Below are 25,259 nucleotides of genomic sequence, written 5' to 3' on the forward strand. Positions count from 1 at the left end.
AAAAATGTTTACTGAATATTCACAATTTTATAATACACTTGGTTATAGCTTCAAAGATTATACTCTTCTAATAAGAGCCTTGACACATCGAAGTAAGACTAAAAAAAATTATGAGAGATTAGAGTTCCTTGGTGACTCTATTTTAGGTTTTGTAATTGCTGAAGCATTGTATCTACAATTTAAAGATATAGCTGAAGGAAGACTTTCTCAGCTTAGATCTAAACTAGTCAAAGGAGCAACTTTAGCACAATTAGCCTTAAGCCTTAAAATGGATGAGTACGTTATTGTAGGAGCTAGTGAGCAAGGTGGACAGAAAAGTGAGAAAGTATTAGAAGATGTTTTTGAAGCTGTGATAGGAGCTATTTATCTAGATAGTGATTTTGTAACTGTTAAGAAAGTTATATTGAAATGGTACCAGCCAGTAATATCAAGTATTAATCTAGATACTATCAAAGTCAAAGATAGTAAATCAAAGCTTCAAGAGATTCTGCTACAGAATGCTTTGAGTTTGCCAGAATATAGTATTGAAACTATAGAGGGTAAAGACCATGAGCAGCAATTTACTGTAATTGCTATATCAAAAGATTTAAATCTTCAAGTTAAAGCTAGGGGAACTTCACGGAAAAAAGCTGAGCAAAAAGCAGCTGAAAAAATGATAGAAATGTTATCACAACAAGGTTTACATGAAAAAAAATAGACTAAACTTAAATGGTGTAGTTGTTATCAATAAGGCTAAAGGTGTTAGTTCAAATAAAGTTTTACAACAGCTAAAGTATTTATTTAACGCACAAAAAGCAGGTCATACAGGTACCTTAGATCCTATGGCGACAGGAGTTCTACCGATATGTTTTGGTAGAGCTACTAAAATAGCACAATACTTGCTTGATGCCGATAAAGAGTATATAGCTACGATTAGGCTTGGTATTGAAACAGATAGTGGTGATGCTGAAGGTCAAATGATAGCTAAAAATAATAACATACCGAAGCTATCAAATCAGCTAATAGAAGAAGTGTTAGCAAATTTTCGTGGTAATATCACACAGGTTCCGCCTATGTACTCTGCACTTAAACATAATGGTCAGCCTCTTTATAAACTTGCCAGAGAAGGTACGAGTGTTGAGATTAAATCAAGAAATATCAAAATTTATGAACTATGGCTATTAGATTTTGACAAAGATACTTTGAAAGTTAGAGTTAAATGTTTAAAGGGAACATATATCCGTAGCTTAGCTATAGATATCGGTAAGAAACTAGGTTGTGGTGGGCATTTAATAGCTTTACAAAGGACTCAAAGTGGACCTTTTAAATTAGCTGAGGCTTTTGAGCTAGAACAACTAAAAGATTTAAGTTTTGAGCAAAAAATTGCTAGTATAACTAGTATAGAGAGTGTATTTATCGACAAGCCAATATACTCTCTAGTAGAAAATGAGAAAGATGATTTATACAAGAGAGGAATCTTAGCTACTAAACCAAATTTAGATAAAACTGTAAGAATATATGATAACGATAAATTTGTAGCTATAGCAGAGTTTGATAAAGGTAAGTTGATTAATAAAAAATTTTTTGATCAGGATATATTGATAAGTGAGTAAATATAGCATACATAATGATCCGAATAGGGATATTGAGGCACGAAAATATGAAAATCCAATCCCAAGTAGAGAGGTGATTTTAAATTATATAAGAGATGTAAAATTTCCTGTCAGTATTGAGAATATAGCAAATACTCTAGAGATTTTCAAAAATAATCTTTTTGAAGGTCTTGTAAATCGTTTAAGTGCAATGGTTAGAGATGGTCAGTTAGAGAAATATAAGGCATATTATAACTTACCAGAAATGGCAGCGATTTATATAACTTCTAAAGTTACATCTGATAAAGATTCTCACCTTGAGTTATTTAGTCATACTTTGAATACTAAAGTTGCTATTGTCTCTCATCAAGCAAAAATGGTAATGGTTGGCGATGAGGTCACAGCAAAAGTTTTAGGTCTTAATAAACGTGGACGAATAGAAGCAGAAATAAAAACAATCGTTTCACGAGCACAAAAGACTATAACAGGTTACTATTATAAAAGCTTTGATTGTCATTTCTTAAAACCTATAAGTAAGAACATAACAAATGACATTGTTCTGTTACCACCGAAACAAAAAATAGAGCATAATTCTCTGATAGAGGCTGAAATAATAGTTTATCCTAGTATAAATAGTGCTGCAGTAGCTAGATTTAAACAAGAGGTAGAAGCTGTATCTCCAGTTAAAGAAGCGATGATTATGGCAACTCAAAAATATGATCTAGTAGAGCAGTGGAGCAAAAAATCGTTGAGATATCTAGATGACATCTCAGAACAAATAACTGTAGGTACTAGAATAGATTTACGCGATAAACACTTTGTAACTATAGATGGTGAAGATGCTAAAGATTTCGATGATGCAGTCTATGCACACAAAACTAAGAGAGGTAGTTGGAAGCTATATGTAGCAATTGCAGATGTTTCAAATTATGTTGAGAAAGATTCAGCTTTGGATTTAGATGCTAAACGTCGTTCAACATCAGTATATTTCCCTGGTTATGTAATACCGATGTTACCAGAAAAACTATCAAATTGTTTATGTTCATTAAGACCAAACGAAGATAGATATTCTCTAGTGTGTGAGATGAATATTAGTAAGGAAGGTAAGCTTTCTAGGTATAAGTTTTATTCAGCAGTAATAAATTCAAAAGCGCGTTTGACATATACAGAGGTAGATAAGCTTTTAGAAAAGAAGCAAAATCTTATTGTTGAGCAAAATCCAGAGCTTATAGAAAATATTTTTGATTTATATGAGTTGTATAAAATACTTCATCAAGCTAGAGTTGAAAGAGGTGCTATAGATTTTGATACAGTTGAAACACAGATAATCCTTGACGAGCATAATCATATCGAATCAATTGTGCCAAAGCATCGTAATGATGCTCATCGATTAATAGAAGAATGTATGCTTGTAGCTAATGTTGCGGCAGCTAAATTTGCAATAAAATATAAGAAGACGTCGCCATTTAGAGTTCATAGTGAACCTAAACAGGATAGAATGGAGACTCTTAAGAAGTATCTAGCTAAACATGGTATACATCTTGCTTATGGTAAAAATGGTAAAGTCACTCCAAAAGCATTAGCACTGATGCTGGACAGCGTAAAATATCGTCCTGATTATGATGATATTCAGATGATGACTTTGCGGAGTATGAATCAGGCTATTTACAGTATAAATAATGATGGTCATTTTGGTTTGGCATATAGTGAATATACACATTTCACATCACCAATTCGTAGATATCCAGATTTAGTAGTACATAGGATAATTAAATCAATTATTGGTGAATATGAGCATGGTGCTGCTGATTATAAACCTTATGAACTAGCTAATATTTGTGAGAATGCTTCAGATCAAGAGCGTAACGCTGATGCGGCATCTAAGCAAGTTGAGAATTGGCTTAAGTGCTACTTTATGCATGATTATATTGGTCATGTCCTTGAGGCACAAATCAAGCATATAAATGGCTTAGGTCTTTTTGCAGAGCTAAAAGATATGTATATAGAAGGTTTGATACATGTATCAGCAATTCCTGGTGATTATTATATTTATGATGAAACTAAGGATATATTGATAGGCAAGAGAACACATAAAGTCTATAATATTGGTCAAGATATAACAGTAAGAGTTGTACGTGCGGATCTAGAGAATATTCATATAGATTTCGAATTATTTGATCCAAAAAAAACATTTGGTGACAATAATTTAGATAAGCCATTTGCTAATAAAAAGCCTAAAAAGACTAAGAAAGTTAAAAAGAAAAAAGCAAGACGTAGAAGAAAAAAATAAGTCAAAAGTGAAATCCTAATTGTAATTATAAGCTTAAAGTTAAGTGTTTTTTTAGGTTGTTTAAAATCCCAGACAATCATAAGTTTCTTTAATACACATAGAATCCTATAAGTAATATCAATTTGCTAAAATTTGAGGTTATTTCTCACCGATAAATAAATTTATGATGGTTGTTGTACCAGCCTTAACCGAATGTAAATTAGTGCTATAAGCCAATTATTGCGACTATTGTCTTAAGTTTCGTCCAAATATGTGGCATTGAATTTACACTAAATGTATTTATTTTAAATATTAGCAAATAAGTGTTGAGATAATATTGCTATAAAATTAAATTTTTTATAAGGATTATTATCCTAGAGTTATACTTTATATGAATTGATGAATTTAGCGGCACTTATTCGATCTAGCTATTGTTGAGGCTTAGGAATATTATTTAATCTTTTTAGATACAATTTTCAAAGCTTGCCCAATGGATTTTAGATAAATCACTTTAAAAGTTAATAGCGGCGATATTTGATTAGAGTTTATACTATAAGATTTTATTTTGCCACTAGTTGCGGTACCAAGCTGTAGCTGATTATTATTGTGTGATTTATAATAATTTGTACTTTTGTATCTGATGGTTAGATGTGAAATACTTTTGAGCCTAAAACAAAATCCTTTATCACGTGGTTGTAACTTCTAGTTTAGCTGCAACATTTACAGCACTTAGTATACTAATTTTCATGGAAGCCGCACCTTAGATAAGTTACATAATAATAGGTATTATTAACTACTGTATTTTATCAAAGTCTTGTTGTAGGTATCGCTTTTTTATCAAAAACAGGGTGCTCAAAAAATATGTTGATTAATAATTTTCGACTGCTGAGGTTTTTGATCAGGATTAATTGTTACAAAATAGTTGGTAGTAGTGTTAAATGGTTGAAGATTATTCATCCAGTAAAGTAATTAAGAGAAACAACCTTACGTTTATATATGGTTTGGCTACTTAGATAGTTCCAACTTGACCAAGCAAGTTGACGCTTTAGCATGATATAGTCATCTGTGTGAAGTATTGCCATGTTAGATTTATATTTAATAGCTGAGATTAGCTCGTATAGTTCAATAGAATCATCAATAAATTTTTTTATATCTAATTTTTGATTAGATTCTCACGCCCATACTCTAGGAATTAAGCCTTAGTAAGTTATTAAATAATATCAAGTAATTGGTTGCATTCTGCTAGTGCTTCTACAATATCTTTGCTTGGATTAGTATGTTGCTCGAGGTTTCCTAATCTATTTTTTAGCTTTGTCAAGTTGTTTTTAGGTCATGGGCAATGTTATTTTATCTAATGAAAGATCCTCAATATTAGCCAAAAGAAGGTTAAAATATTAGCTAGATTACTAAGGTCATCCCAGTTAGTATTTGATTTGATCATTTGGCTAAAATCTTGGGTATTTACTATTGAGGCTGTTGAGTTGGCGATGTGATTAATTTTTCTGACAACAAAGATACTGATCAGATAGCTTATAATCATAACACTTGCTGTGCAGAAGATTCATATACTCAAAGGAACTATATGTTCAATAACTCTATCTCCAAGAACAGTAAAAATTATATAAACTCAAGAGATTATACATTAGTCATAGTAATAATAGTAAAAATTACCATTTTTAAGCTAGAACTTATTATGTATTTACGCTGATAGTATCTATGGAGACTATTCTTAGATGACATAGCCAAAGCCTCGTATAGTTTTTATTAGATCTGTAAGAGGCCGTCTTCGGTTAATTTGTTACGCAGGAGAGAAATATGTACTTCTAATATATTGGTTTGCTGATCAAAATCATATTCCAACTTTTTTGAGTATCAGCGTTTCGCTGACAACTTCATTTTTATGTTTTAGAAGAAAGTAGTATCTTATACTCACGTTGTTGTAGATGTATTAACGTACCATTACGTCGTACTTCATGTACAAGCTCATTAAGAACAATATCACCACAACTTAACTTATGAGTTTGAGCCTAGGTAATTTGTTTGGTTCTTTTGTAGAGTATATTTACTCTTATCATTAATTCATATATCGAGAAAGGTTTGGTAAGATAGTCATACACCCTTATTTGAGGCCTTGAATTGTTTTCAGTACTATCAAGAATGCTTAGAATAATAATTTGGGAGTATTTATATTTGGTTTGCGTAATATCTTAAGCAAAGAAATACCATCTAAATGTGGCATCATCCAATCTATAACTATGACATCATTAGTTATTGGTGTTGACTAGAAACAGAGCTTCTTTACCGTCAAAAGCTATAGTTGTATAGATGCCATTTTCTTCAAATTTGGGTTTTATGAACTGAACTATCTTTTTATCATCATCAGCTACTAAAACCTTAGTGTTGTTACTAATCGTATTTGGTTGATAATTCTAGTTGGATTTTATAACTTATAGCTAATGAATAGCTTACTATTTTGAAAAATAGCTGTAAAACTTATTTTAAAAACAAAATCTTTTATGTATAAAATATTTACAGCAAAAAAAGGAGGCTAAAATGAAGAAAGTTCTAGTGACAATCTTAGGATTAACTGTAGTTTCTGGAGTATATGCTGATAGCTACACAATGTATGCAAAGCCAGATACTAAAACACAAAAGCTTGCAACTATAAATGATCAAGATCCACGTTATAAAGCAATTTTTGCAAAAGATGACTGGATCGAGATAGTTGATAATAAAGATGGTAGTGTGGGTTGGGTCAAACAAAAACCACAAGATAAAAGTTCACAAACTATCACTCAAGATCCAATTGAGCAAATGATGGCAAACTTTCACAAGCAACAACAGTTATTAGATGAGCATTTCAATAAAATGCTAGCTAATATTGATCACAGTATTACCCAAATGCAAGCACAGCATGGCACAATTCAAGCTAAGAATAATCCTCAAGTATTTAAAAAAATTAGTTCTATTACTATAAATTCAGATGGAAAAACTGCAAAGATTGTTAAAAAGACTGAGGATGGTAATGGTGATATTCAAACTGTAGAAAAAGAAATTCCTGCAGATCAGTTAGGTAATATTAAGCTTTAATTGAGTATGGTGCTTATTCTGTTAACTAATATCTTCTGCAGGCTAGTAATATGCTTGTGAATTTATTTTAAAGCTTATTGTTATAAGTTAGTATCATGAATAGATAAATGATTAGTCTGAGGAATAGGTTATGTATGAATAAGATTTTATCAGAAAAATTACAACAGTTTAGCTTACTAGGACGTTGCTTTAGTTAAATTGTCTATTTATTAATATTTCTAACAGCAGCATTTTCAACGGTAATATATTTATTTTCATTTGAGGGTTCGTGTATTCAAAAGGCGCGTAAATACCTAAAATAATCAATAAATATAACTCAAAGTTAGCTACTACAGGTTGCAAAATTAATGATAAAGGTTTTTGATAATAAAAATGACACTAATATATATAAAAAGTCTCAACAAGAATTGTAAGCAATACTCAATCAAGCAAATAGGTTCAGTATATGTATATGTTATTAACCAACCAGTAAAGTAATTTTTACTATTTATTAACAATAACATTACTAATTGTTATAATCACTATACAAGTAATTTTTAAAGTCAACAATATTCAATGAAAAAAAAACTTTTATTTATAACTATATCTGCTAGTTTAGTATTAGTACTTAGTTCATGTGGTAAAACTATTGTAGCATATGAAGATCCAAATGGTGTTGATACAACATCTATAAATTTTAGTTCAACAGATTTACAAGCTATCACTAACAAAATGGCTGAAGATATGCTTAATTCACCTGCAGTTAAAAGGATCACTACTATGTATACGCCAACGTTGTTTTTTAATAATATCCGTAATGAGACTCGTGAGCATATAAATACGACTATGCTGTCAAATACAGTTCAAACACAGATTATAAAATCAGGGTTATTCCAAGTTACAGATATGTCACAAATTAAAAATATCCGTGAGCAACTTGGCTATCAAGCAAATAGTGGTATGGTTGATCAAGCTACTGCAACTAAGATTGGACAGCATATCGGTGCTAGATATATGGTCTATGGTTCTATCCAAGATATTGATAATACTAATGTTGATGGTGATAAGAGATCTAAGTTCTTCTTAACTACACTAAAAATGTTGGATTTAAAAACAGGTTTGGTTGTATGGCAAAATGATAAACAGATTCGTAAATCTCAAACTAAATCAACTTTTGGTTGGTAAGATATAAATTATTGTTAGGATCTTAAAAAAAGAAAATTTTAACTTCATTAATTGCCTCTTAATTTTTGGTAAGCTCATTATTTGCTGCAGATACTATAGCTGTAGACACTAAAACTACCAAGCAGCAAACACAGGCAAAAGTTGATATGTGAGCAGATGTTACTAATTTAAACAATGCTATTTCGTCAGACTCTAAACCAGTTGCGATAACTACTCAATATAAAAGAATAGCAGAAGAGATATTAAACGATGTTATGGAAAATTACATTAATCAAAATAATCTCAGAGATAGGTATGATTATGTTGGTTCTGCGATTGGTACAGCATCTGTTAATCAAACAAATTCAAACTATGTTAATAGTGTGCAGCTTGCATTTGAGAAAGCATTAATAAAGGCTCAAGCAGAGTATATATCATTTATCTCAGCAAATACCAAAGTTGATAAGAGTTTAAGTATAGATAGTACTCAATGGTCAACTGCGAATGAGATTGATACAGATGCTGATAAACCAAAACAGGGAACGCAAGCAGCTATTGATGCTAAGCAAAAGGCTTTTGATGAAGCAAAATCAGATAATCAGCTTAAAGAACAAGGCCTAAATACTAATGATTTTGCGACGCCAGAAGAGAATAAAAAGTCTCTATTGAGCCAGCAAATGACAATAAGAAACTTAACTACAGATTTTGGTAATTTATCATGATTATTACCGATTAAGACTTTTGTAATTGAGAAAGACGGCAATGCTGCTATTGGAGTAGTAGTTATCTACTCATGTTTGAGGATATTAAGCATGGCAATGAGCCAGTAATATTTGGCAAAGGTGGTCAATCACCGTCTGACCTATACAAATATTAAGTCAGGTTAGGATATAATGGGTGACTATGGTATCCGTGTTGGTTGTGGTGAGGATAACAAACCATATATTTTAGCTTATGGTCAGGGTTTTTATAATGGTCAGAGTATTCAAGGTGTTTCAGCAAGTGATTATGGCTACAAACAAGCAGAAATTATGGCAAGGGCAAATCTTGTTACTCTAATTGCAGGGCAGATGTCGACATAAGAAGCATTTACTATGTCTGAGGATATATCAAGTACTCTGGCTAAAAATACAAATATACAACAAACAAGTAGAATAGATGCTACAGCTATTGTAGCACAGAACACTTTGTAAGCACTAGTATGCTCTCAGGTAGTACAAAATGAGCTCTATAAGTTCAGTGCTTAGCTCAGCTAGTAGTGTTGGTTACAAAGGTGTAGATGAGCGTAGTAAAATAAAAATGTTTAGAGTTACAATATTACCTTTTGATACAAAAGGAGCCAAGATAGATGGTGACATTGACCTTAAATGATATTATAATTGCGCAAATCACGCAGTCGCGTAAATTTAGAGTATCAAATCGTGATGTCAATGATGAGAAAGCTTATGAAAAAGAAATTAAGCGTATACTTAACTCTGAGATAGATAATGAGAAAGAAAAGCTTAATCAAAAAATAGGCGTGGACTTTATCCTTACTGGCGATATTTTGAATCTAAATATAACTAAAAACAAAACATCATACTATGGTGAAGGTTTTACGACACTAAATGTTTCTGCTACTGTGGCATATCCTATGGTAGAATTAGCAATAATGGAGGTTAAATGGTCAAATGTTGTTACTATTGAAGTACCAACAAATATTGCTAACCAATATGCTAATGCCGATGATGCTAATTATATGCAACTATTAAGCTATTTAGGTAAGCAGCTAGGTAAGAAAATATCAGACCAAGTTATTGGAGCTATATATCCTATTCAAGTTTTGAAAGTTTATGATGGTGAGATTTATTTTAATCAAGGAGGTAATAGAATTATTAAAGGAAGTGTTTATGAGGTTCGTCAAGATGGTCGAGTTACATTAGATCCTGCTACTGGACAACATATTGTACTTGATAGTAAAGTTTTAGCAAAAGTTAGAATTACTGATGTTATGCATAAATATTCTATTGGTATAGTGATTGATGGTAGTCTAGCTAAAGTTCAACCTGGTTTACGCGCTTATCTAACTAAATAGCATTATGGAAGCGAAGAGTTATTTACTATTACTTTTGTGTGGGATTACTTCGAGTTGTGCTACATTTAGTGGTAGTAGTCATCTTAGCAAAGTTTTGAATGCTAAAAAAGCTATAGAAACTTGCCAATATAAGCTGGTAGAAACTAAGTTTATAAAAACCTTTGATAATGATGGTGTTGATGCAGCTATTGGATTTTTAGAGACTGCTCGTTTTGAGCAACTAATAGGTAATACATATTTATCACAAAAAAAATATACCAAAGCAACTGAATATGTTGCTAAGTCTGAAGCTGAAGCAAAAATAAGAGTTAGAAATATTCTTAAAGATACTCAAGCAACTCTATTAAGTGATAAAGAAAGGTATTATTACATATCTGATTATGAAATAACTTTTTTATATGCTTATCAAGCACTTAATTACCTAAAACAGCATGATTTAGAAAATGCTGCTGTAAGTATACGCAATCTATCCTATGCACAGTATGCAACATTTCAAGCCAAAGATCTAGCTGCTCAAACTCGTGATATAAATTATCAAGAGTTAAGTCATGTTAATTCTAGGCAGATATCATTAAATATCTCAAACTCAAAACAGTACAGACAGCTAGCAACAATAGCTAACAAAGTAAGAAACTCTTACGAGAATGCTTTTGGCTATTATTTAGAAGCGGTAATATATCAATCATATGATACAGATTTAAATAATGCTAATCTATCAATGAGTAATGCATTTAGGGTTGTGACAGATAATCCATATGTCAGCGCAGATTATCAACAAATTAAAAAGGCTTTTGATAGCGGCGGCAATATCTATCCACAAGGACAAGGAAAACTTGTAGTTATTTATGAAAGTGGTTGGGTTGAGCCGCTAAAAAAGTTTGATATTCCAATAACTGTATTTTTTCAACAAGCTGGTGTACAAAAAATTTCTTTACCATACTATAGCTCTTATAATTTAGCACAAAGTGCCGATATTAAGATTTTAAAAGATAACAAGCTTATTGATCATGGCAAAAGCGCTTTATTAGTTGATACTACTGCAATGGCAGCTAAATCTCTAGCTGATCAGTATCCTGTAATTGTGATCAGAGAAGTTTTGCGTTTAGTTACCAAAACAGCAATTTCTGTAGCAGCAATTAAATCTTCTGGAAACTATGCAGCTTTAGCTGCTATCAGCACATCTATTTACAACTTAGCAACGACTCAAGCTGATCAAAGAAGCTGGAATCTTTTACCTAAGAATGTTGATTTGTTTTCTAAGAATTTAGCTGCAGGTAATTACACTCTAAAAATCAATAATAACACCACAAATATTACATTACAATCGCAAAAAATAACTCTTGTGTGGCTAACTAAAGAAGGCTGTTATGAGCGTATTTTATTAAAACAAGTTCTATGATATAGCTAAATCACTATATTTTAGTTTTAATATTTTGTATTTTAAAAATGATATATTAACTAGATTTTCGTCTTTAACATACCAGGCAACAGCAGATAGATAAAGTTAAAAACATTTATATTTAACTTTTTTAGGTAATCAATTATAACTAAATGTAAAAACTTTTTATTTCCTAGTGTTATTGATAATGTTAGGTAAGATCTGCTACCGATAGGTTTTATGCTTATATTAAGGAAAATAGAAAGCCTAGATATGATGAGTTAGATTTGAATTTTATATTTTTCATTATAACTCGTTAAAAATATATAAGGTACTTTGAGTACCATATTATATTTTAAAGATAGTCTTTATTGATAGACTCTTTAACAGAATGTTTAAAATTACAATTTTTTATAAATAGGATAGATTTTAGTTATCATTTTGTGAATATCTGAAGCAGAGTCACTTGAATGATGGTGTGTAGTAATTAATTAGAAATAAAATGATAAGGAGATAATATAATGTATGGAAGATATTTATTTTAAAATACAATTAGGAGTTATTTACTTAAAATTATAGAAGAGATTTCAACCACTAATACCAAATTTTGATGAGCTGGTTGGATTTATAAAGTCTACTGGTAATGAAGATATAAATAAAGATGAAATAAAATAGGTATTAATCAAGGATTTTGAGATTTTTTTTAGATAAAAAGATAATTCTAGAGTCACAACTCAATTTAAAGAAAAGGTTAAAAGCACTGTTGAAGACGAGCAAGCTGAAATAATATAGGGTAACTTTTTTGATCGAACTAGAGTAATTTTAGCTGTAAAAGTTTAAATTTGGTGTAATCTAGGGGCGATAGGGGTCGGGAATATTAAACCTGCCATCTTATAAATGGATTTTTGTTTAATATATAAATTAGTTTTCCATGAAAACACTAAAATATAAAGCTACTTTAAATTACTAGCTTAATTCAAATCAAAGAATAAAATAAATTAAAATATTGTTAGTCTCTAAGACCAATAGAATAGCTTCAATTTTTTAGTTGGCTAAATTGTAAGGAGATAAGCTTGAACTTAGTTATATATTTTTCTGGAACTGGACAAACTGGTATTTGTGATAACTCGAGATGATGAACAACAAAATAAATGTCTAAAATGTGAAACTTTATCATGAATCATAGACATCATTGCCGTATATTTAATAAAGGGCATTTCTGTAGTAAATGTGCCACAAACTTTCCAGGCCTTGATAATCTTAAGTTTTTGTTAACTTTATATTAATGCTATAATAATATTTGGACTATGATATATAACTACTCTATAAAACTAGTAAATATATACTGTTCTACAGAACGCTTATATAAACTAGGCTAGATGTAATGTTACAGTGTAATATTTATAATAAATTTTGTTTTTTTATTAAAACATTAAACAGTTTAATTAGAGAGAATAAAGAACTTCTTTGGAAACACTTAAAATTTTAAGTATGACTTTAAACTCACGTATTCAAGAGATAGATTCTGGCTTTAATGAATTACAGGCGGTACTTATAATATATTTTAATAATATTTTAGTAGTAATTAATAGAAGAGCAGATTGGAATATAAGTAATGTAACAAATACTACAAAGCTTTTAATCAAAATCTATTAATAAAAAGTCTTAATTATCTTAAATCAAAAGCTGAAGCCTACATGAATTATGATAAAATGCTCCTGAATGTAAGTGGGTTTATATAGGAACTTCTGAAAAACGCTAGACAAAAAGTGGTTGAACTACCTATAAATCAATATTGTTTAAAAGAACAATGGCAGACAGTTACTACTATGACTAGTGTATGTAACTGCAGAGTGCAAATAAGCCAATGGCAGAAATATTAAATTGTCATAAAGTTTAGGGAATTGCTTGTTCTATTTATCTAGTAGTTATTGGCCATGATTTCGTTTTAGATGATTTTGAATTAGAAACTAAATATGAGTCAGAGCATATTTTAACTTTGAAACACGATATTTTATGGTTGAAGCGTGAGAAAGGTATTTAGCTGATTTCTCAATAGTAAATATAGTCAGAAAATAAATATGTATTAGTTTTATTCCTTATGAAAAAAATAAATATATTACGGCACAGGCAAAAGAAGGCAATAATTTAGCTATGTCTCTTCTAAGAAATTTAAAAGTTAATTTTTAATTCAGTGTTGCTCAATTTTTATGCATTCGTATTAGCTATCTGTTTAAATATAAAAAGTTCATAAATATATTTGCAATCAGCAATTAGTGAGATATATTTGTATCTATCATAGCTTTAAAAAAATAATGTAATTAATTATGAATAGATATATTGCTAACACCGTAGTCATGGTCGAGCCAAAATACTTCTGCTTTAATCCAGAGACTTCAGTTAATAATACTTTTCAAAACCAACTAGATATTTAAATGATAAGCTACAAAAAATATGGTTGCAAAGACTCGTGCTAATGGTATTGAAGTTATTGTTTTAGAATCAAAACCAAATACTCCAGATGCAGTCTTTCCTATCAACACATCTAATAAGATAACCAGCCACATACTTTTATATATCCAATGTATACACAAAATTGCCGAAACGAAGTCCAAATTTACAACAACTAACTACAAAGTTATAGATTTTTGTGGGGATTGCTCAAAAGCCCTTGAAGGAACAGGAGTTTTTATATTTGATAATGATTACAAGTTATAACAAAAAAGATACTATCTATCATATAAATGTGATGTTAAGTATAGGTGAGCATTTAGCTATAGTTTGCTTTGAGTCTATAAAGACAGCTACAGAAAGAGAACTTGTTTAAGAAACTCTTCAACAGTAAAAGTATATATCCTTAGAGCAGATGTACCAAATGTGTGGTAATGTTTTAGAAGTTAAAAATAAAGGTGATAAAAGCTTTTTAATACTCTCGCAAACTGCATACAATGGTTTTTCTCAAAGTCAATTGGCAATGATTGATAAATATGCAACACCTATAACTTGCGATATTATTAAATATCGAAGTGGTTGTTGGTAGTGCTAGATGTATGTTAGCTGAGCTACTTTATCAGCATATCTAATCTATAAGTTACTTTATATAATATAAATTAGTTTTATTGTTATTTTTTTATAGTAATATGATATTAGAAATTGATTTTTATGATATTTTAGCTATTGTTATGCCTTATAGTAGTAGCACAAAGCAATCATCTATATATAAATTGCGTATTAAATATCTAAACTACGATGACACAAGTTAACGATTAATAGTGGTATATGAGATTTATCAGTCCAATATATGGCAAAATATTGCAAATACGTGATTTTAATAATTTCATAACAGATCTTGTTGAGTATACAAAACAAGACTTGATTCATTGGAGTGAATTTGATAACTCCCCACACTATGCAGCACATGTAACAGGTGGCATTTTAGAACTTATGCCGACAGCAGATAAGAAACTATTTAATCTATATAAGTATGTAAATGGGTCATCTAGGTAATCCAAAGTATGGTAAATAAGCAGTAATTGCTACAGGATAGCTTATCTAAAACAGTTTTAGCAACTGATTATCTGGCGTGTAAAGATAGTAAAACGATGGTTCTAATAGGTACAGGAGTACAGACTTATTTTCAAACTTTAGCACATAAATTGATTAGACCTATACAGACAGTTAGATATTTTGATATAGATCCACAAGCTATGAAAAATAATATGCTATACAATATGATGATGTCGATCTTGAATTTATAGCATGTGATAGTGCTAAAGAGGCTTGTGAAGGTGCTGATATTATCGTTGTATGCACTGTGTGTAAACTTCATGCAATTGTTATTGAAAATGAATGTATCAAAGAAGGTATTCATATCAGTGGTCTAGGTGGTGATTGCAATGGTAAAACTGAACTTGATATGAGGGTAAGGTTGTAGTTGAGTATAAAGAGTAGTCAATTATTGAGGGTGAAATTCAAATCAAAATTTATCTCTGCAAGAAGTAGAACAAGTGCTTAATGCTGAAATTTGGGAAATATTAACAGGCAATAAGAAAGAGCGTGAAAATTATAAGGAAATCACAATATACGATTCTGTAGATTTTGCCATTGAAGATTTCTCAGCTTTATACTTAACTTTGGATCTAGCTGAAAAAAATATGATATAGGCAGTCAAATGGACATGGTTACGCCAATAAAAGACCATAAAACTTATTTTAAGTTCTTTAATCCATATTTATTATTTTATTCTCATCATATATAAGTATAATTTCTATTATTTACTAGTAAATTCTATTATGAGTTTTAATAACCTGCTTCTAATGACAGATAGTTATAAGCATTCACATCCGTATCAATATCCTAAAGATACTAGCTATCTACATTTTTATCTAGAAAGTCGTGGTACAGCAAATAAAGATTTAGGTAATCATACTAAGTTTTTTGGCTTGCAATACTATATAAAAAAATATTTATCTCAACCAATAACTCAACAAATGATAGATGCTGCAGAGAAAATTTTATTATCTCATGGGTTACCATTTTATCGCGCTGGATTTGAGAAAATATTAAGTATTTACAGTGGTTATTTACCGATTAGAATTCGTGCAGTTAGAGAAGGTAGTATAGTTCCTTTGCATAATGTTTTGATGACTATAGAAAGTACCAATGAAGAACTATTTTGGTTACCTGGATTTGCCGAGACTTTACTTCTAAAAGTATGGTATCCAACAACTGTAGCAACAATTAGTTTTAATATAAAACAGGTAATAAAGAAATATCTACTTGAAACAGCGGATAGTTTAGATAGATTAGACTTCATGCTTCATGATTTCGGTTATAGAGGTGTTTCGTCAGAAGAGTCAGCTGGGATTGGCGGTGCGGCACATCTAACTAATTTTCTAGGTACAGATACATTAGCAGCATTGCATATTTGTAAAGAATTTTATTCTGAGAATATGGCTGGATTTTCAATCCCTGCGAGTGAGCACTCAACTATGACAAGCTGGGGTGTCGGCACTAAGTGTGAGTATCAAGCTTTTGAAAATATGATAACACAATTTGGTGATAATAGTGTTTTATATGCTTGTGTTTCTGATAGTTGGGACTTCAAAAAAGCAATTCAAACATGGATTGATTTAAAGGATAAGGTTATAGCTAAGAAAGCAAATTTAGTTATTCGCTCTGATTCTGGAGATGCTGTTGATAATATTTTATATGCATTGCGTGAGTTAGATAAAGGTTATGGTAGTAGGCTTAACTCTAAAGGATACAAAGTTCTGAATAGAGTTGCTTTGATTCAAAGTGATGGTGTAAGTGTTAGCTTAGCAAAGAAAGTTTTAGCAGCGATGAAAGCAAAAGGTTACTCAGCGGAGAATATTGCTTTTGGTATGGGTGGGGCGTTGCTGCAAGGTAATCATGAATCATCAATAAATAGAGATAGTTTCAAATTTGCAATTAAGTGTTCAGCGATTATGCGTGGAAATACTCTAATAGGCGTCAAAAAAGAACCTATTACAGATCTAGCTAAAAAATCAAAACAGGGTCGTCTTGATTTAATAAAAGATGCTAAGGGAAATTATAAAACTATAGTTCTTGATGATAGTTATGCTCTTGGCGAATACCACCATGAGACACAACTACAAACATATTATGATAATGGTGAAATCAAGTTTGAGCAGAGTTTAGCACAGATACGAAATTACAGTCACTAAAGTTATTAATTAATATAATTTGTTTGCTTTTATCTTTTAGTAGATATACAGTTAGGTTATAAATCAAAAATTCTAGGAGCATTTATATGTTAGAACATCATCCACTAGTCAAAGAATTACCTGAGTTAAGAGAAGCAATTACATTATTTAAGTAAAAGCTCCAATAAGTAACTTTTCCTTTAATTTCTTATAAAACTTTGGCTTTATTTAGTATAACTTTATAGTTATTAGGTTATTTCTTAACAGGTGTTTGCTTTGGATTTGATATAGGCGCGTGATCTCAGGTACATTTTATAAAAGAGTAACTATTCCTTAATTTTACGCAACTGCCTGAAATAGCTAGTATTGCATTTTTGTGCACTGGTATCAAGGTTTATATCATGACCTTGTTTATATCATATTACCTTTAATTGGTTTAAAATGTTTTAGCGTTTTTTGGTGCATTCATATTTACATTTTCTATGGTTTTGGTGATGTTTTCTAATACTCATACGACATTATGTTATCAGGCTTTTACAAGTAATATCAATAGGATTGTTATTAACGGTAATTCCAGTTTATATCTCAGAAGCTATTGTAGCTAAATTCGTGGTAGAACAATTGGGATATTTCCGTTACCTCTAGTTTCTGGAATTTTCTTAGCCAACTTATTTGCTAGTTTACTTTTAGCAAGCTTTGTTAGCGTATGCTATTAATTTTTCAATTTTATCTTATTGCGCCATTCTTACCTTCGTGGTTGATATTAAAAGGCAAACATCAGCAAGTCTTGACTATTAGTGAACAACTAGTATTGAAGATACAACACCAATTAACTGAAAAATAATAAAATTGTTTTTTTTGAATTTATTAAAATAGTTATTAAACAGAAATACTATCTTTCTATATAATTTTAATTAGTTTAATGGCAGTTTAAAATGGATACTTATAGAGAAAGTATCTTTATTTAAAGGTTTTTTGATCTTACTCATAATTATGGTTATATACCAGGTTATATTTTATGGAAGCTTGTATTGTTGCATTTATCGTTATTGTGTATAAATTTTTACCAGAAATGGAAAATAAAGAACTTATTTAAGATGTGTGACTAAATCTTCAAGATTGTAACTAGAGATATTTTCTTGTTTGACATGATGTTCTTCTAAAATCATAAAATAAGCATCTGCAAAAGCACATAAATCACCTTTTTCATTATAGATATTGACCTTAATCCAAACGGTTGTGAGACCCTTACTAATAATATTAGTTTTGAATATATGTTCTACTTTACTATAAGTTGGTTTTAGGTATTTAATATTTAAGTTGTGAGTCATACAAAATGGCTTACTAATACTTAAAACATGCTTGCCAAGAATATCATCACAGATTAATGCGATAATACCACCATGAATGACATTATCCCAACCAACATTATTTGGTAAGCATTTGAATTTGGTGTACATGTGTTCTCCGATGTGATACAGAGGTAATTGTATGCTAAAGTATCTTACTAAAGCAAGTAAAATACCATGGAAAATCAATTCGTGTGTAATTACTTAAATCTATCATCTTAGTTAGCTTATAATTTAATTTAGAATTTGGTTGTATAAGTTTAGCTATTTAATTATATAAGCTACTTAGTCTAATGCACATTCAAAGTTAACATGTTTCAATAATAGCATTGGGATTATCTTGTTGAGATCTTAAATCAAAAGCACAACTGGAAATTTAGCATTTACAAAGTGAGCAGCAATTTGTGCTCCCATTGTTCCAGCACCAAAATTTTATCAATAGCTTTACGCTGTGATTTATGGTTAATACAGGTTCCAGTTTATTTGCCATTGTGGTTGGCTTACTACTATCACTTTCTCCAGTAGGAAGATACTCATCGCCATTTAAGTAACCGTGCATAGCATCTTCTTTCAACATACCATTTAATTGCATTACACACCATACATTTAGTACGCTCAACTATCCTTAAAGCCGAATTTTTTAGTATTATTGTCGCTTTTAAAACTTGCTGATAAAAAGCATACAGTTTTAGTTTTTGACTATTATTAGGTTCGAGATCAATAGTCTTATCACGAACGGCTACTAGCATTTCTTCAAATTTCTTTTCTAACTCAGTCATATTTCCCTCCCGGTGTTTATTATATGCATCTTTTTTAGATTCTGCAATTTAGGTGGAATGGCATTGGTACACTATTTTTCAGCATTTGCTGCCATTCTGGATGAGCATTTTTAGGTCCTAGAGTATAATCGTAAACTCATCTGTTTAAATAATATTATCAACCTTAGTAAGCATTTCTTTTAATAGTATTATCCTCTTGTTGTGATATGATTTTATTTTCTAGCGGCATCAATACAGTTTGACCAGTTGGTTTTAGGTAATATCAGTCTTAATTGCATCAGTTTTTTCTTGATAGTATGAGTTACTAACGATGCTAAGTACGCATTTTCAACTCTACCGATTGAATCATTATCATCATTAGGAATATAACATTTATCTTTCATCGATTGTCTAGTGGTACTGTTACTAACTAATGACTTACAGATTTGCTCTTCAAGTTTATCTAAAGGTCTTATGAACTTTTTACCATAAGGAAAAACAAAAAGTTTCAATTTTAGTAGCAAATATTCTATTTGGGAATTTTCTAAATAAATCTAGCATTGCTTGTTAAGCTTGGTATAGACAATGTTGGATACTCCAATCGACAAAAATATCCTCATTTTGAGGCCTCACAGGTATCCTTATAGTATTTCAATAGAGCAACTGCCATATACAGGTAACTCATAATATCTCCTAGACGAGATGATAATCTTCTTGACGCTTCATACCTACTCCTAAAATAGTCATTTAAATATCATTAACATAAAAAGTATGCTGTACTCATATGTGAAATATAGAGATAGTAGGAAGCAGTGAAACCACCACTTAAATCATACCAAAGCATGCGTGTACCGTTGAGAGCTATATATATTAAAATAATTTTAAAAATTACTAATAAATTGCTCTTCATCATCATTCATCAATCTTTCTATCTCTCACTACCGTACATATGGATGGCATTTCATCGCTCCTTGACAAATATAATCAGATTTCGCGTCATAATATTGGCGCATTTTACGTTTATACCAATTGGCGTAGCCATATACGGAATAGCAAGATAGTTATTTGGTCCATAATAATCGCATGGCCACCGTGGATATACAGTGGCATTGTTAATATGTAATACGACTCCATCTCGGTTAGATGACACTTGGCTATAGCAGATGATACTGATGGTCGAATACCACTATCGACGGCTACAACTGTAAATTAACGAGTTGCATTAGCGATATATACAAGCCTAGCAATTTCAGCAAGTTTTTCTTGGACACCTTCAAACTAGGAAATTGGAATCTTAAATTGTTCACGTATACTAGCATAAGCAGCTGTCATAACTGTAGACATTATGTGCCACAGGCTGGTAATGAAATTGCTCTACCTATACACTCAACTAGCATGCACCCCTTCACCAGCCATTTTTTGTCCACCAATTATCCAATCAATCGGAATAAAAACATCCTTAACTTGATATAGTCATTCATAAAAGCCTGCCTAAGCGAAAAACCACGTCTACCAATTTCTAGGTTTTATGGTTATATGGTAGTGGTGCATATGTTGAGCCTTTTTACCTTTGCCATCAAGTAGGTTATCAGAATCTTGTAATTGAAAAGCTAAGCTAACTAGGGTAGCTATAGGAGCTAATGTGATATAGCGTTTATTAATATTTCTTAGCTTGATGCCGAGAGTTTTTTGATCATTAAAATCTTCATAGCAAACAACACCATAATCAAGGTAGCGAGGTTGCATCAGATCCACAGCTTTAGGACCAATAAATGCAAAACAATGTATTTCTTGACCAGTTGCTAGTCTTGGCAGATAATGATCTTTTTGCTTATCTGTACCATAGTGGACTAAAAGCTCACTTGGACTTAGTGAATTTGGTACGATCACCGTAATTGCAGCGGTGACACTTTTTGTATTACAATCTCAGAATGAGCGGCAGCTGAGAAACCTTTACCACCGTAGTCCTTACCAATGACTAAGCCTAAGAAACCTTTAGTTCTGATAAAATCTCAAGCCTCAATACTTAGTTTATTGGTAATTTATTCGCCAATCATCAAGCATTTCAAATAATTTGGTTGTTTCATTTTTAAAAATGACTTTTCTTCTGCAGTAAGTTCAATTTTTTTAAGCTGTGTAGCTTGTTAAAATCAGGTTTACTTTGAAATATATCTTGTTCAAACCAATTATCACCAGCATTCATGGCAGTTTATTCTGTTTACGAAATTACCGGCGTGGTTTTTTGGCTATTTTATAAATCTTGTTGAACATTTTTAGCTCCTTAAGCATCAAGCTGTTCAATTTATTTATTGTTCATACTTCTTAGCATATTATTTTTGTAATGCATTTACATCTATTTTTCCAACAGTATTTTATTTAGGTAACTCATCTTTGAAGGTTATTTTAATACCTTTAAGATATCTTGCTCCAAAAGAAATTATTTGCTTCTTAGGGCTTTGGTAAAGATCGGCAATTTTTGTAACCATTAGGTGTTTAAAGTCTTTACATTCATCTGCAATTGCTTCAACATTATGAGCTAGTGCTGATAGCACTATAATTCTTTTCGCTTTTGAATCTTGGAGAATTCCTTTAATTTCTATTGGTATAAAGCGGGTTTATATTGATAAAAACACAACCTAGTTTTATCAAAGTAAAAATTACCATAGGAAACTGTAAAATATTCGGCAGCATAATCGCGATATGGTTACTTTTGCAGTTGCCAAGTTATTAGAAGCCAGCAAATTTATTGGCATAGTTATCAAACATCGTTAATGTTATTTTCTCACTATGGCATACTAGTGCATCATTATTAGAGAAATCTTGACTGGCGCCTTTGAACCATATCGTTTAAAGTTATATTAGGGATATCTATAGACTGAGGTACTTGTTTGGGTAGTTTTTGTTCCATGGTTTAGTGATCATAAATACCTCCTGAAGCTTTTTAGATTTGGTTACTAGCTAAGCCTTCAAATATCTATTTTAAAAATAACTTATTAACTCTAATAAACATTGTATAATATTTGTCTATATTGATACATTAAATAAACTTAACTTAATTATTTTTTTATGACTTCTACACCAATGTAATTTATAATTATAGACATCCTAAGCGTATTATATACTGTTATGAAAATTTATCATAATCCAAAATGTTCAAAATCACGCCAAGCTAAGCAAATTCTAGATCAAAATAATATCAATTATGAGATACACTTATATTTAGATAAGCCTTTATCGAAAGAGGAGATCATAGCACTACTTCAAAAGCTTAAGCTCTCAATAAAAGATATAGTCCGTACTAAAGAAAATATTTGGAAAGGAAATTTTAGCGATAAAGAATTTACAGAAACTGAACTTATCGAGATTGTTGCAGCTAACCCTAGGCTTTTAGAACGACCAATAATTGAGCATAAGGATTTTGCAGTAGTTGCAAGGTCTGATGAGAAAATACTAGAGATATTAAATACCTACTAGTTTTATGTTAGTATTTGAGAAAATGAAATTCTATCTATAGGAGATTTTAATGCATAAAATATTTTATACATTCACAGATGAAGCCCCAGCATTGGCAACTGGATCATTTTTACCAATAGTTGAGAGCTTTACTAAAGTCGCGGATATCAAGCTAGAAACCAAAGATATTTCTTTAGCAGCTCGTATTCTAGCAAATTTTAACGACTATCTATATGATGAACAAAAGCAGTCTGATGATTTAGCAATACTTGTAGAACTAGCAAAAACTCCTGATGCAAATATTATCAAGCTACCTAATATTAGTGCTTCAATTCCACAATTGATAGCAGCAATTAGAGAACTTCAGTCACAAGGTTATAAAATACCTGATTATCCATTTGAGCCAAAAGATGACAAAGAGCAAGAAATTAAATCACGCTATGCAACAGTTCTAGGTAGCGCAGTAAATCCAGTTTTAAGAGAGGGTAACTCTGACCGTAGAGTGGCTGATGCAGTTAAAAGATATGCTGAAAAGCATCCACATTATATGGGTGAGTGGACAAAAGATTCAAAATCACATGTTGTGAGTATGATTGATAATGATTTCTATGCTAATGAGAAATCTTATATAGTACCAAAAGCGACTAAGGTTAAAATAGTACATACAGATACTAAAGGCACTCAAACAGTTCTTAAAGAAAATTTTGCATTAGAAGAAAAAGAGATTATTGATGCTACTAAGATATCTGTTAAAGCTTTAAGAGAATTTTATAAAACAGAAATTGCTAAAGCTAAAAAAGAGGGTACTTTACTATCACTTCATTTGAAAGCCACAATGATGAAAGTTTCTGATCCAATATTATTTGGTCATGCTGTAGAAATTTTCTTTGAAGATGTTTTCAAAAAATATGCTAAAGAATTTAAAGAGCTTGGTGTAAATCCTCGTAATGGTTGGGGTGATGCAGTAGAGAAAATCAAGCAGCTACCTCAAGATCTCCAAGATAAAATCAATGCTGATATTGAAAAAGTATTTGTAAAACAGCCTGATTTAGCAATGGTAAACTCTGATAAAGGTATCACCAACCTCAACGTGCCAAGTGATGTGATTATTGATGCCTCAATGCCAGCAGCTATCCGTTCATCTGGTAAGATGTGGAATAAAGCTGGCAAGCTTCAAGATATAAAAGCGATGATTCCTGATAGGTGTTATGCTGGAGTATATGCTGCAACTATTGATTTCTGTAAAGAAAATGGTGCTTTTGATGTTACAACTATGGGCGATGTTTCGAATGTTGGTCTAATGGCAAAAAAGGCTGAGGAGTATGGCTCACATGATAAGACATTTGAGATTCAAGCTGATGGTAAAGTTGAAGTTATCGATGCTGATGGTAATGTGATATTTGAACATCAAGTCGACAAAGGTGATATTTGGCGTGCTTGTCAAACAAAAGATATCGCTGTTAAAGACTGGGTTAAACTAGCTGTTAATAGAGCTAAAATAACCAGGAATCCAGCGATCTTTTGGTTAGATTCAAAAAGAGCCCATGATAGAAACCTAATTTCCAAGGTTAATGAATATCTAATTTTACATGATACAACTGGTTTAGATATCCAAACCTTATCACCAATAGAGGCGACTAGGTACTCTTTAAAAAGAATGAAAGCTGGAAAAAATACGATTTCTGTTACAGGTAATGTTTTGAGGGATTACTTAACTGATCTTTTCCCAATTCTAGAACTTGGCACAAGTGCTAAGATGCTATCAATTGTACCACTTCTAGCAGGTGGTGGTTTATTTGAAACAGGTGCTGGTGGTTCTGCACCGAAACATGTTGAGCAGCTTATTGAAGAGAACCATTTAAGATGGGATTCCCTTGGAGAGTTCTTAGCTTTAGGAGCATCTTTAGAGGATTTAGCTATCAAAACAAGAGATACTAAGATTAAGGTATTAGCAGAGGCGTTATCTCAAGCAAATAAGGATTTTTTAGATAATGATAAGTCGCCACGTTGTAAAGTTGGTGAACTTGATACTCGAGGAAGCCATTTTTATTTAGCTTTCTACTGGGTTAAGGCTCTCGCTGAGCAAACAGATGATGCTGAGCTAAAAAATAAATTTGCACCAATTTATACAGAGCTAAAAGCAAATGAAGATAAAATTGTCAAAGAGCTAAATGATGATCAAGGTAAAAAAGTTGATGTTGGTGGCTACTATCATATGGATAGAGCAAAACTAGATGCGGTAATGAGGCCTAGTAAGACTCTAAATACAATTCTAGCAAAGCTTTGATTCTTTATGAAATCAATTATTTTTTATTCATGTTATAATTTCTTCCTTAAGAATATAAATTTCTATTGATTACTATGAAACTAAAAACTTTCTTCTCAGTGTTAGAGCTCTTCTGGAATATTTTAAAAGATATTATGGTTTTAGTTTTGTTAGCTATTTTTGTCTTTATAAGTAAAGCCATCATGTTGGTTTTAAGGTTA

At 31.1% G+C, this 25,259-nt stretch carries 15 protein-coding genes and 10 pseudogenes; 18 read left to right on the top strand and 7 right to left on the bottom strand.

All coding sequences use genetic code 11. The features are described 5' to 3' along the window. The first annotated feature begins 4 nt into the window (after positions 1-4). Genes rnc through rnr form a run of 3 tightly spaced genes read left to right on the top strand, consistent with a single transcriptional unit; the run spans position 5 to position 3,861 of the window. Complete coding sequence (rnc, locus tag FSC845_RS03505; protein WP_064460751.1) at positions 5-697, top strand: ribonuclease III; 693 nt, start codon at positions 5-7, stop codon at positions 695-697. Beyond that, positions 684-1,592: a tRNA pseudouridine(55) synthase TruB gene (gene truB, locus FSC845_RS03510; protein ID WP_064460752.1), complete on the top strand. Its 909-nt coding sequence runs from the start codon at positions 684-686 to the stop codon at positions 1,590-1,592. The genes rnc and truB overlap by 14 nt, the downstream gene beginning before the upstream one ends. Then, positions 1,585-3,861, top strand: coding sequence for a ribonuclease R (gene rnr, locus FSC845_RS03515; RefSeq protein ID WP_064460753.1), 2,277 nt, complete (start codon positions 1,585-1,587; stop codon positions 3,859-3,861). The genes truB and rnr overlap by 8 nt, the downstream gene beginning before the upstream one ends. A gap of 41 nt (positions 3,862-3,902) precedes the next feature. Here the strand turns inward: rnr and FSC845_RS08770 are convergent. The 3 pseudogenes from FSC845_RS08770 to bfpR form a co-directional block, all read right to left on the bottom strand. Continuing rightward, positions 3,903-4,171 (bottom strand): annotated as a pseudogene (locus FSC845_RS08770) (acyl-CoA desaturase); the annotation flags it as partial. 354 nt (positions 4,172-4,525) lie between these two features. Then, a pseudogene (locus FSC845_RS10015) lies at positions 4,526-5,580 on the bottom strand (hypothetical protein). Then, positions 5,570-6,251: pseudogene (gene bfpR, locus FSC845_RS08775) on the bottom strand (two-component system response regulator BfpR). The pseudogenes FSC845_RS10015 and bfpR overlap by 11 nt, the downstream one beginning before the upstream one ends. Before the next feature lie 142 nt (positions 6,252-6,393). On the opposite strand from bfpR, the gene FSC845_RS03520 reads away from it, so the two are divergent. From FSC845_RS03520 to FSC845_RS03555, 13 genes and pseudogenes are all read left to right on the top strand, one after another. Next, complete coding sequence (locus tag FSC845_RS03520; protein WP_064460754.1) at positions 6,394-6,930, top strand: hypothetical protein; 537 nt, start codon at positions 6,394-6,396, stop codon at positions 6,928-6,930. Between the two features lie 555 nt (positions 6,931-7,485). Beyond that, entirely contained in the window at positions 7,486-8,094 is a 609-nt protein-coding gene (gene lpoB, locus FSC845_RS03525) for a penicillin-binding protein activator LpoB (protein ID WP_068594358.1), read from the top strand. 65 nt (positions 8,095-8,159) lie between these two features. Beyond that, positions 8,160-9,245, top strand: a pseudogene (locus tag FSC845_RS03530) (DUF6844 domain-containing protein); the annotation flags it as partial. Beyond that, positions 9,243-10,147, top strand: a pseudogene (locus tag FSC845_RS07795) (penicillin-binding protein activator LpoB). The pseudogenes FSC845_RS03530 and FSC845_RS07795, both read left to right, overlap by 3 nt. A 4-nt stretch (positions 10,148-10,151) precedes the next feature. Continuing rightward, positions 10,152-11,546 (top strand): COG3014 family protein, encoded by a 1,395-nt coding sequence (locus FSC845_RS03540; RefSeq protein WP_064460756.1) that lies wholly within the window; start codon positions 10,152-10,154, stop codon positions 11,544-11,546. A 1,446-nt stretch (positions 11,547-12,992) separates the two neighbouring features. Beyond that, a complete protein-coding gene (locus tag FSC845_RS07800; protein ID WP_169815254.1) occupies positions 12,993-13,181 on the top strand; it encodes a hypothetical protein in 189 nt (62 codons plus the stop codon). A gap of 798 nt (positions 13,182-13,979) precedes the next feature. Then, positions 13,980-14,565, top strand: a pseudogene (locus FSC845_RS07805) (arginine deiminase-related protein). Positions 14,566-14,665: 100 nt separating this feature from the next. Further along, positions 14,666-14,788 carry a hypothetical protein gene (locus FSC845_RS09395; RefSeq protein WP_257719643.1) on the top strand — a complete coding sequence of 41 codons (123 nt, stop codon included), beginning with the start codon at positions 14,666-14,668 and terminating at the stop codon, positions 14,786-14,788. 16 nt (positions 14,789-14,804) lie between these two features. Continuing rightward, the gene (locus FSC845_RS10020; protein WP_227806643.1) at positions 14,805-15,032 is read left to right on the top strand and encodes a Rossmann-fold NAD(P)-binding domain-containing protein; all 228 of its coding nucleotides are present in this window, start codon (positions 14,805-14,807) and stop codon (positions 15,030-15,032) included. A gap of 26 nt (positions 15,033-15,058) precedes the next feature. After that, entirely contained in the window at positions 15,059-15,283 is a 225-nt protein-coding gene (locus tag FSC845_RS10025) for a hypothetical protein (RefSeq protein ID WP_250635896.1), read from the top strand. A 38-nt stretch (positions 15,284-15,321) separates the two neighbouring features. Continuing rightward, the gene (locus FSC845_RS10030) at positions 15,322-15,459 is read left to right on the top strand and encodes a hypothetical protein (RefSeq protein WP_407637680.1); all 138 of its coding nucleotides are present in this window, start codon (positions 15,322-15,324) and stop codon (positions 15,457-15,459) included. 73 nt (positions 15,460-15,532) lie between these two features. Next, on the top strand, positions 15,533-15,688 hold the full coding sequence (locus FSC845_RS10035; protein WP_227806644.1) for a hypothetical protein: 156 nt from the start codon (positions 15,533-15,535) through the stop codon (positions 15,686-15,688). Between the two features lie 129 nt (positions 15,689-15,817). Then, positions 15,818-17,233 carry a nicotinate phosphoribosyltransferase gene (locus FSC845_RS03555; RefSeq protein ID WP_064460757.1) on the top strand — a complete coding sequence of 472 codons (1,416 nt, stop codon included), beginning with the start codon at positions 15,818-15,820 and terminating at the stop codon, positions 17,231-17,233. Between the two features lie 1,067 nt (positions 17,234-18,300). On the opposite strand, the pseudogene FSC845_RS03560 reads toward FSC845_RS03555, so the two are convergent. The 4 pseudogenes from FSC845_RS03560 to FSC845_RS09630 form a co-directional block, all read right to left on the bottom strand. Further along, positions 18,301-18,778: pseudogene (locus tag FSC845_RS03560) on the bottom strand (PaaI family thioesterase). A gap of 99 nt (positions 18,779-18,877) precedes the next feature. Further along, positions 18,878-19,340, bottom strand: a pseudogene (locus FSC845_RS07180) (acyl-CoA-binding protein); the annotation flags it as partial. Positions 19,341-19,374: 34 nt separating this feature from the next. Next, positions 19,375-21,590, bottom strand: a pseudogene (locus tag FSC845_RS09290) (acyl-CoA dehydrogenase). A gap of 131 nt (positions 21,591-21,721) precedes the next feature. Next, a pseudogene (locus FSC845_RS09630) lies at positions 21,722-22,241 on the bottom strand (AMP-binding protein); the annotation flags it as partial. 204 nt (positions 22,242-22,445) lie between these two features. Here FSC845_RS09630 and arsC point away from each other — a divergent pair. Beyond that, complete coding sequence (gene arsC, locus FSC845_RS03580) at positions 22,446-22,793, top strand: arsenate reductase (glutaredoxin) (protein ID WP_064460760.1); 348 nt, start codon at positions 22,446-22,448, stop codon at positions 22,791-22,793. Between the two features lie 49 nt (positions 22,794-22,842). After that, a complete protein-coding gene (locus tag FSC845_RS03585) occupies positions 22,843-25,059 on the top strand; it encodes an NADP-dependent isocitrate dehydrogenase (protein WP_064460761.1) in 2,217 nt (738 codons plus the stop codon). Positions 25,060-25,259: the final 200 nt, after the last annotated feature.

The sequence above is a fragment of the Francisella persica ATCC VR-331 genome (assembly GCF_001653955.1).
Classification (GTDB): Bacteria; Pseudomonadota; Gammaproteobacteria; order Francisellales; family Francisellaceae; genus Francisella; species Francisella persica.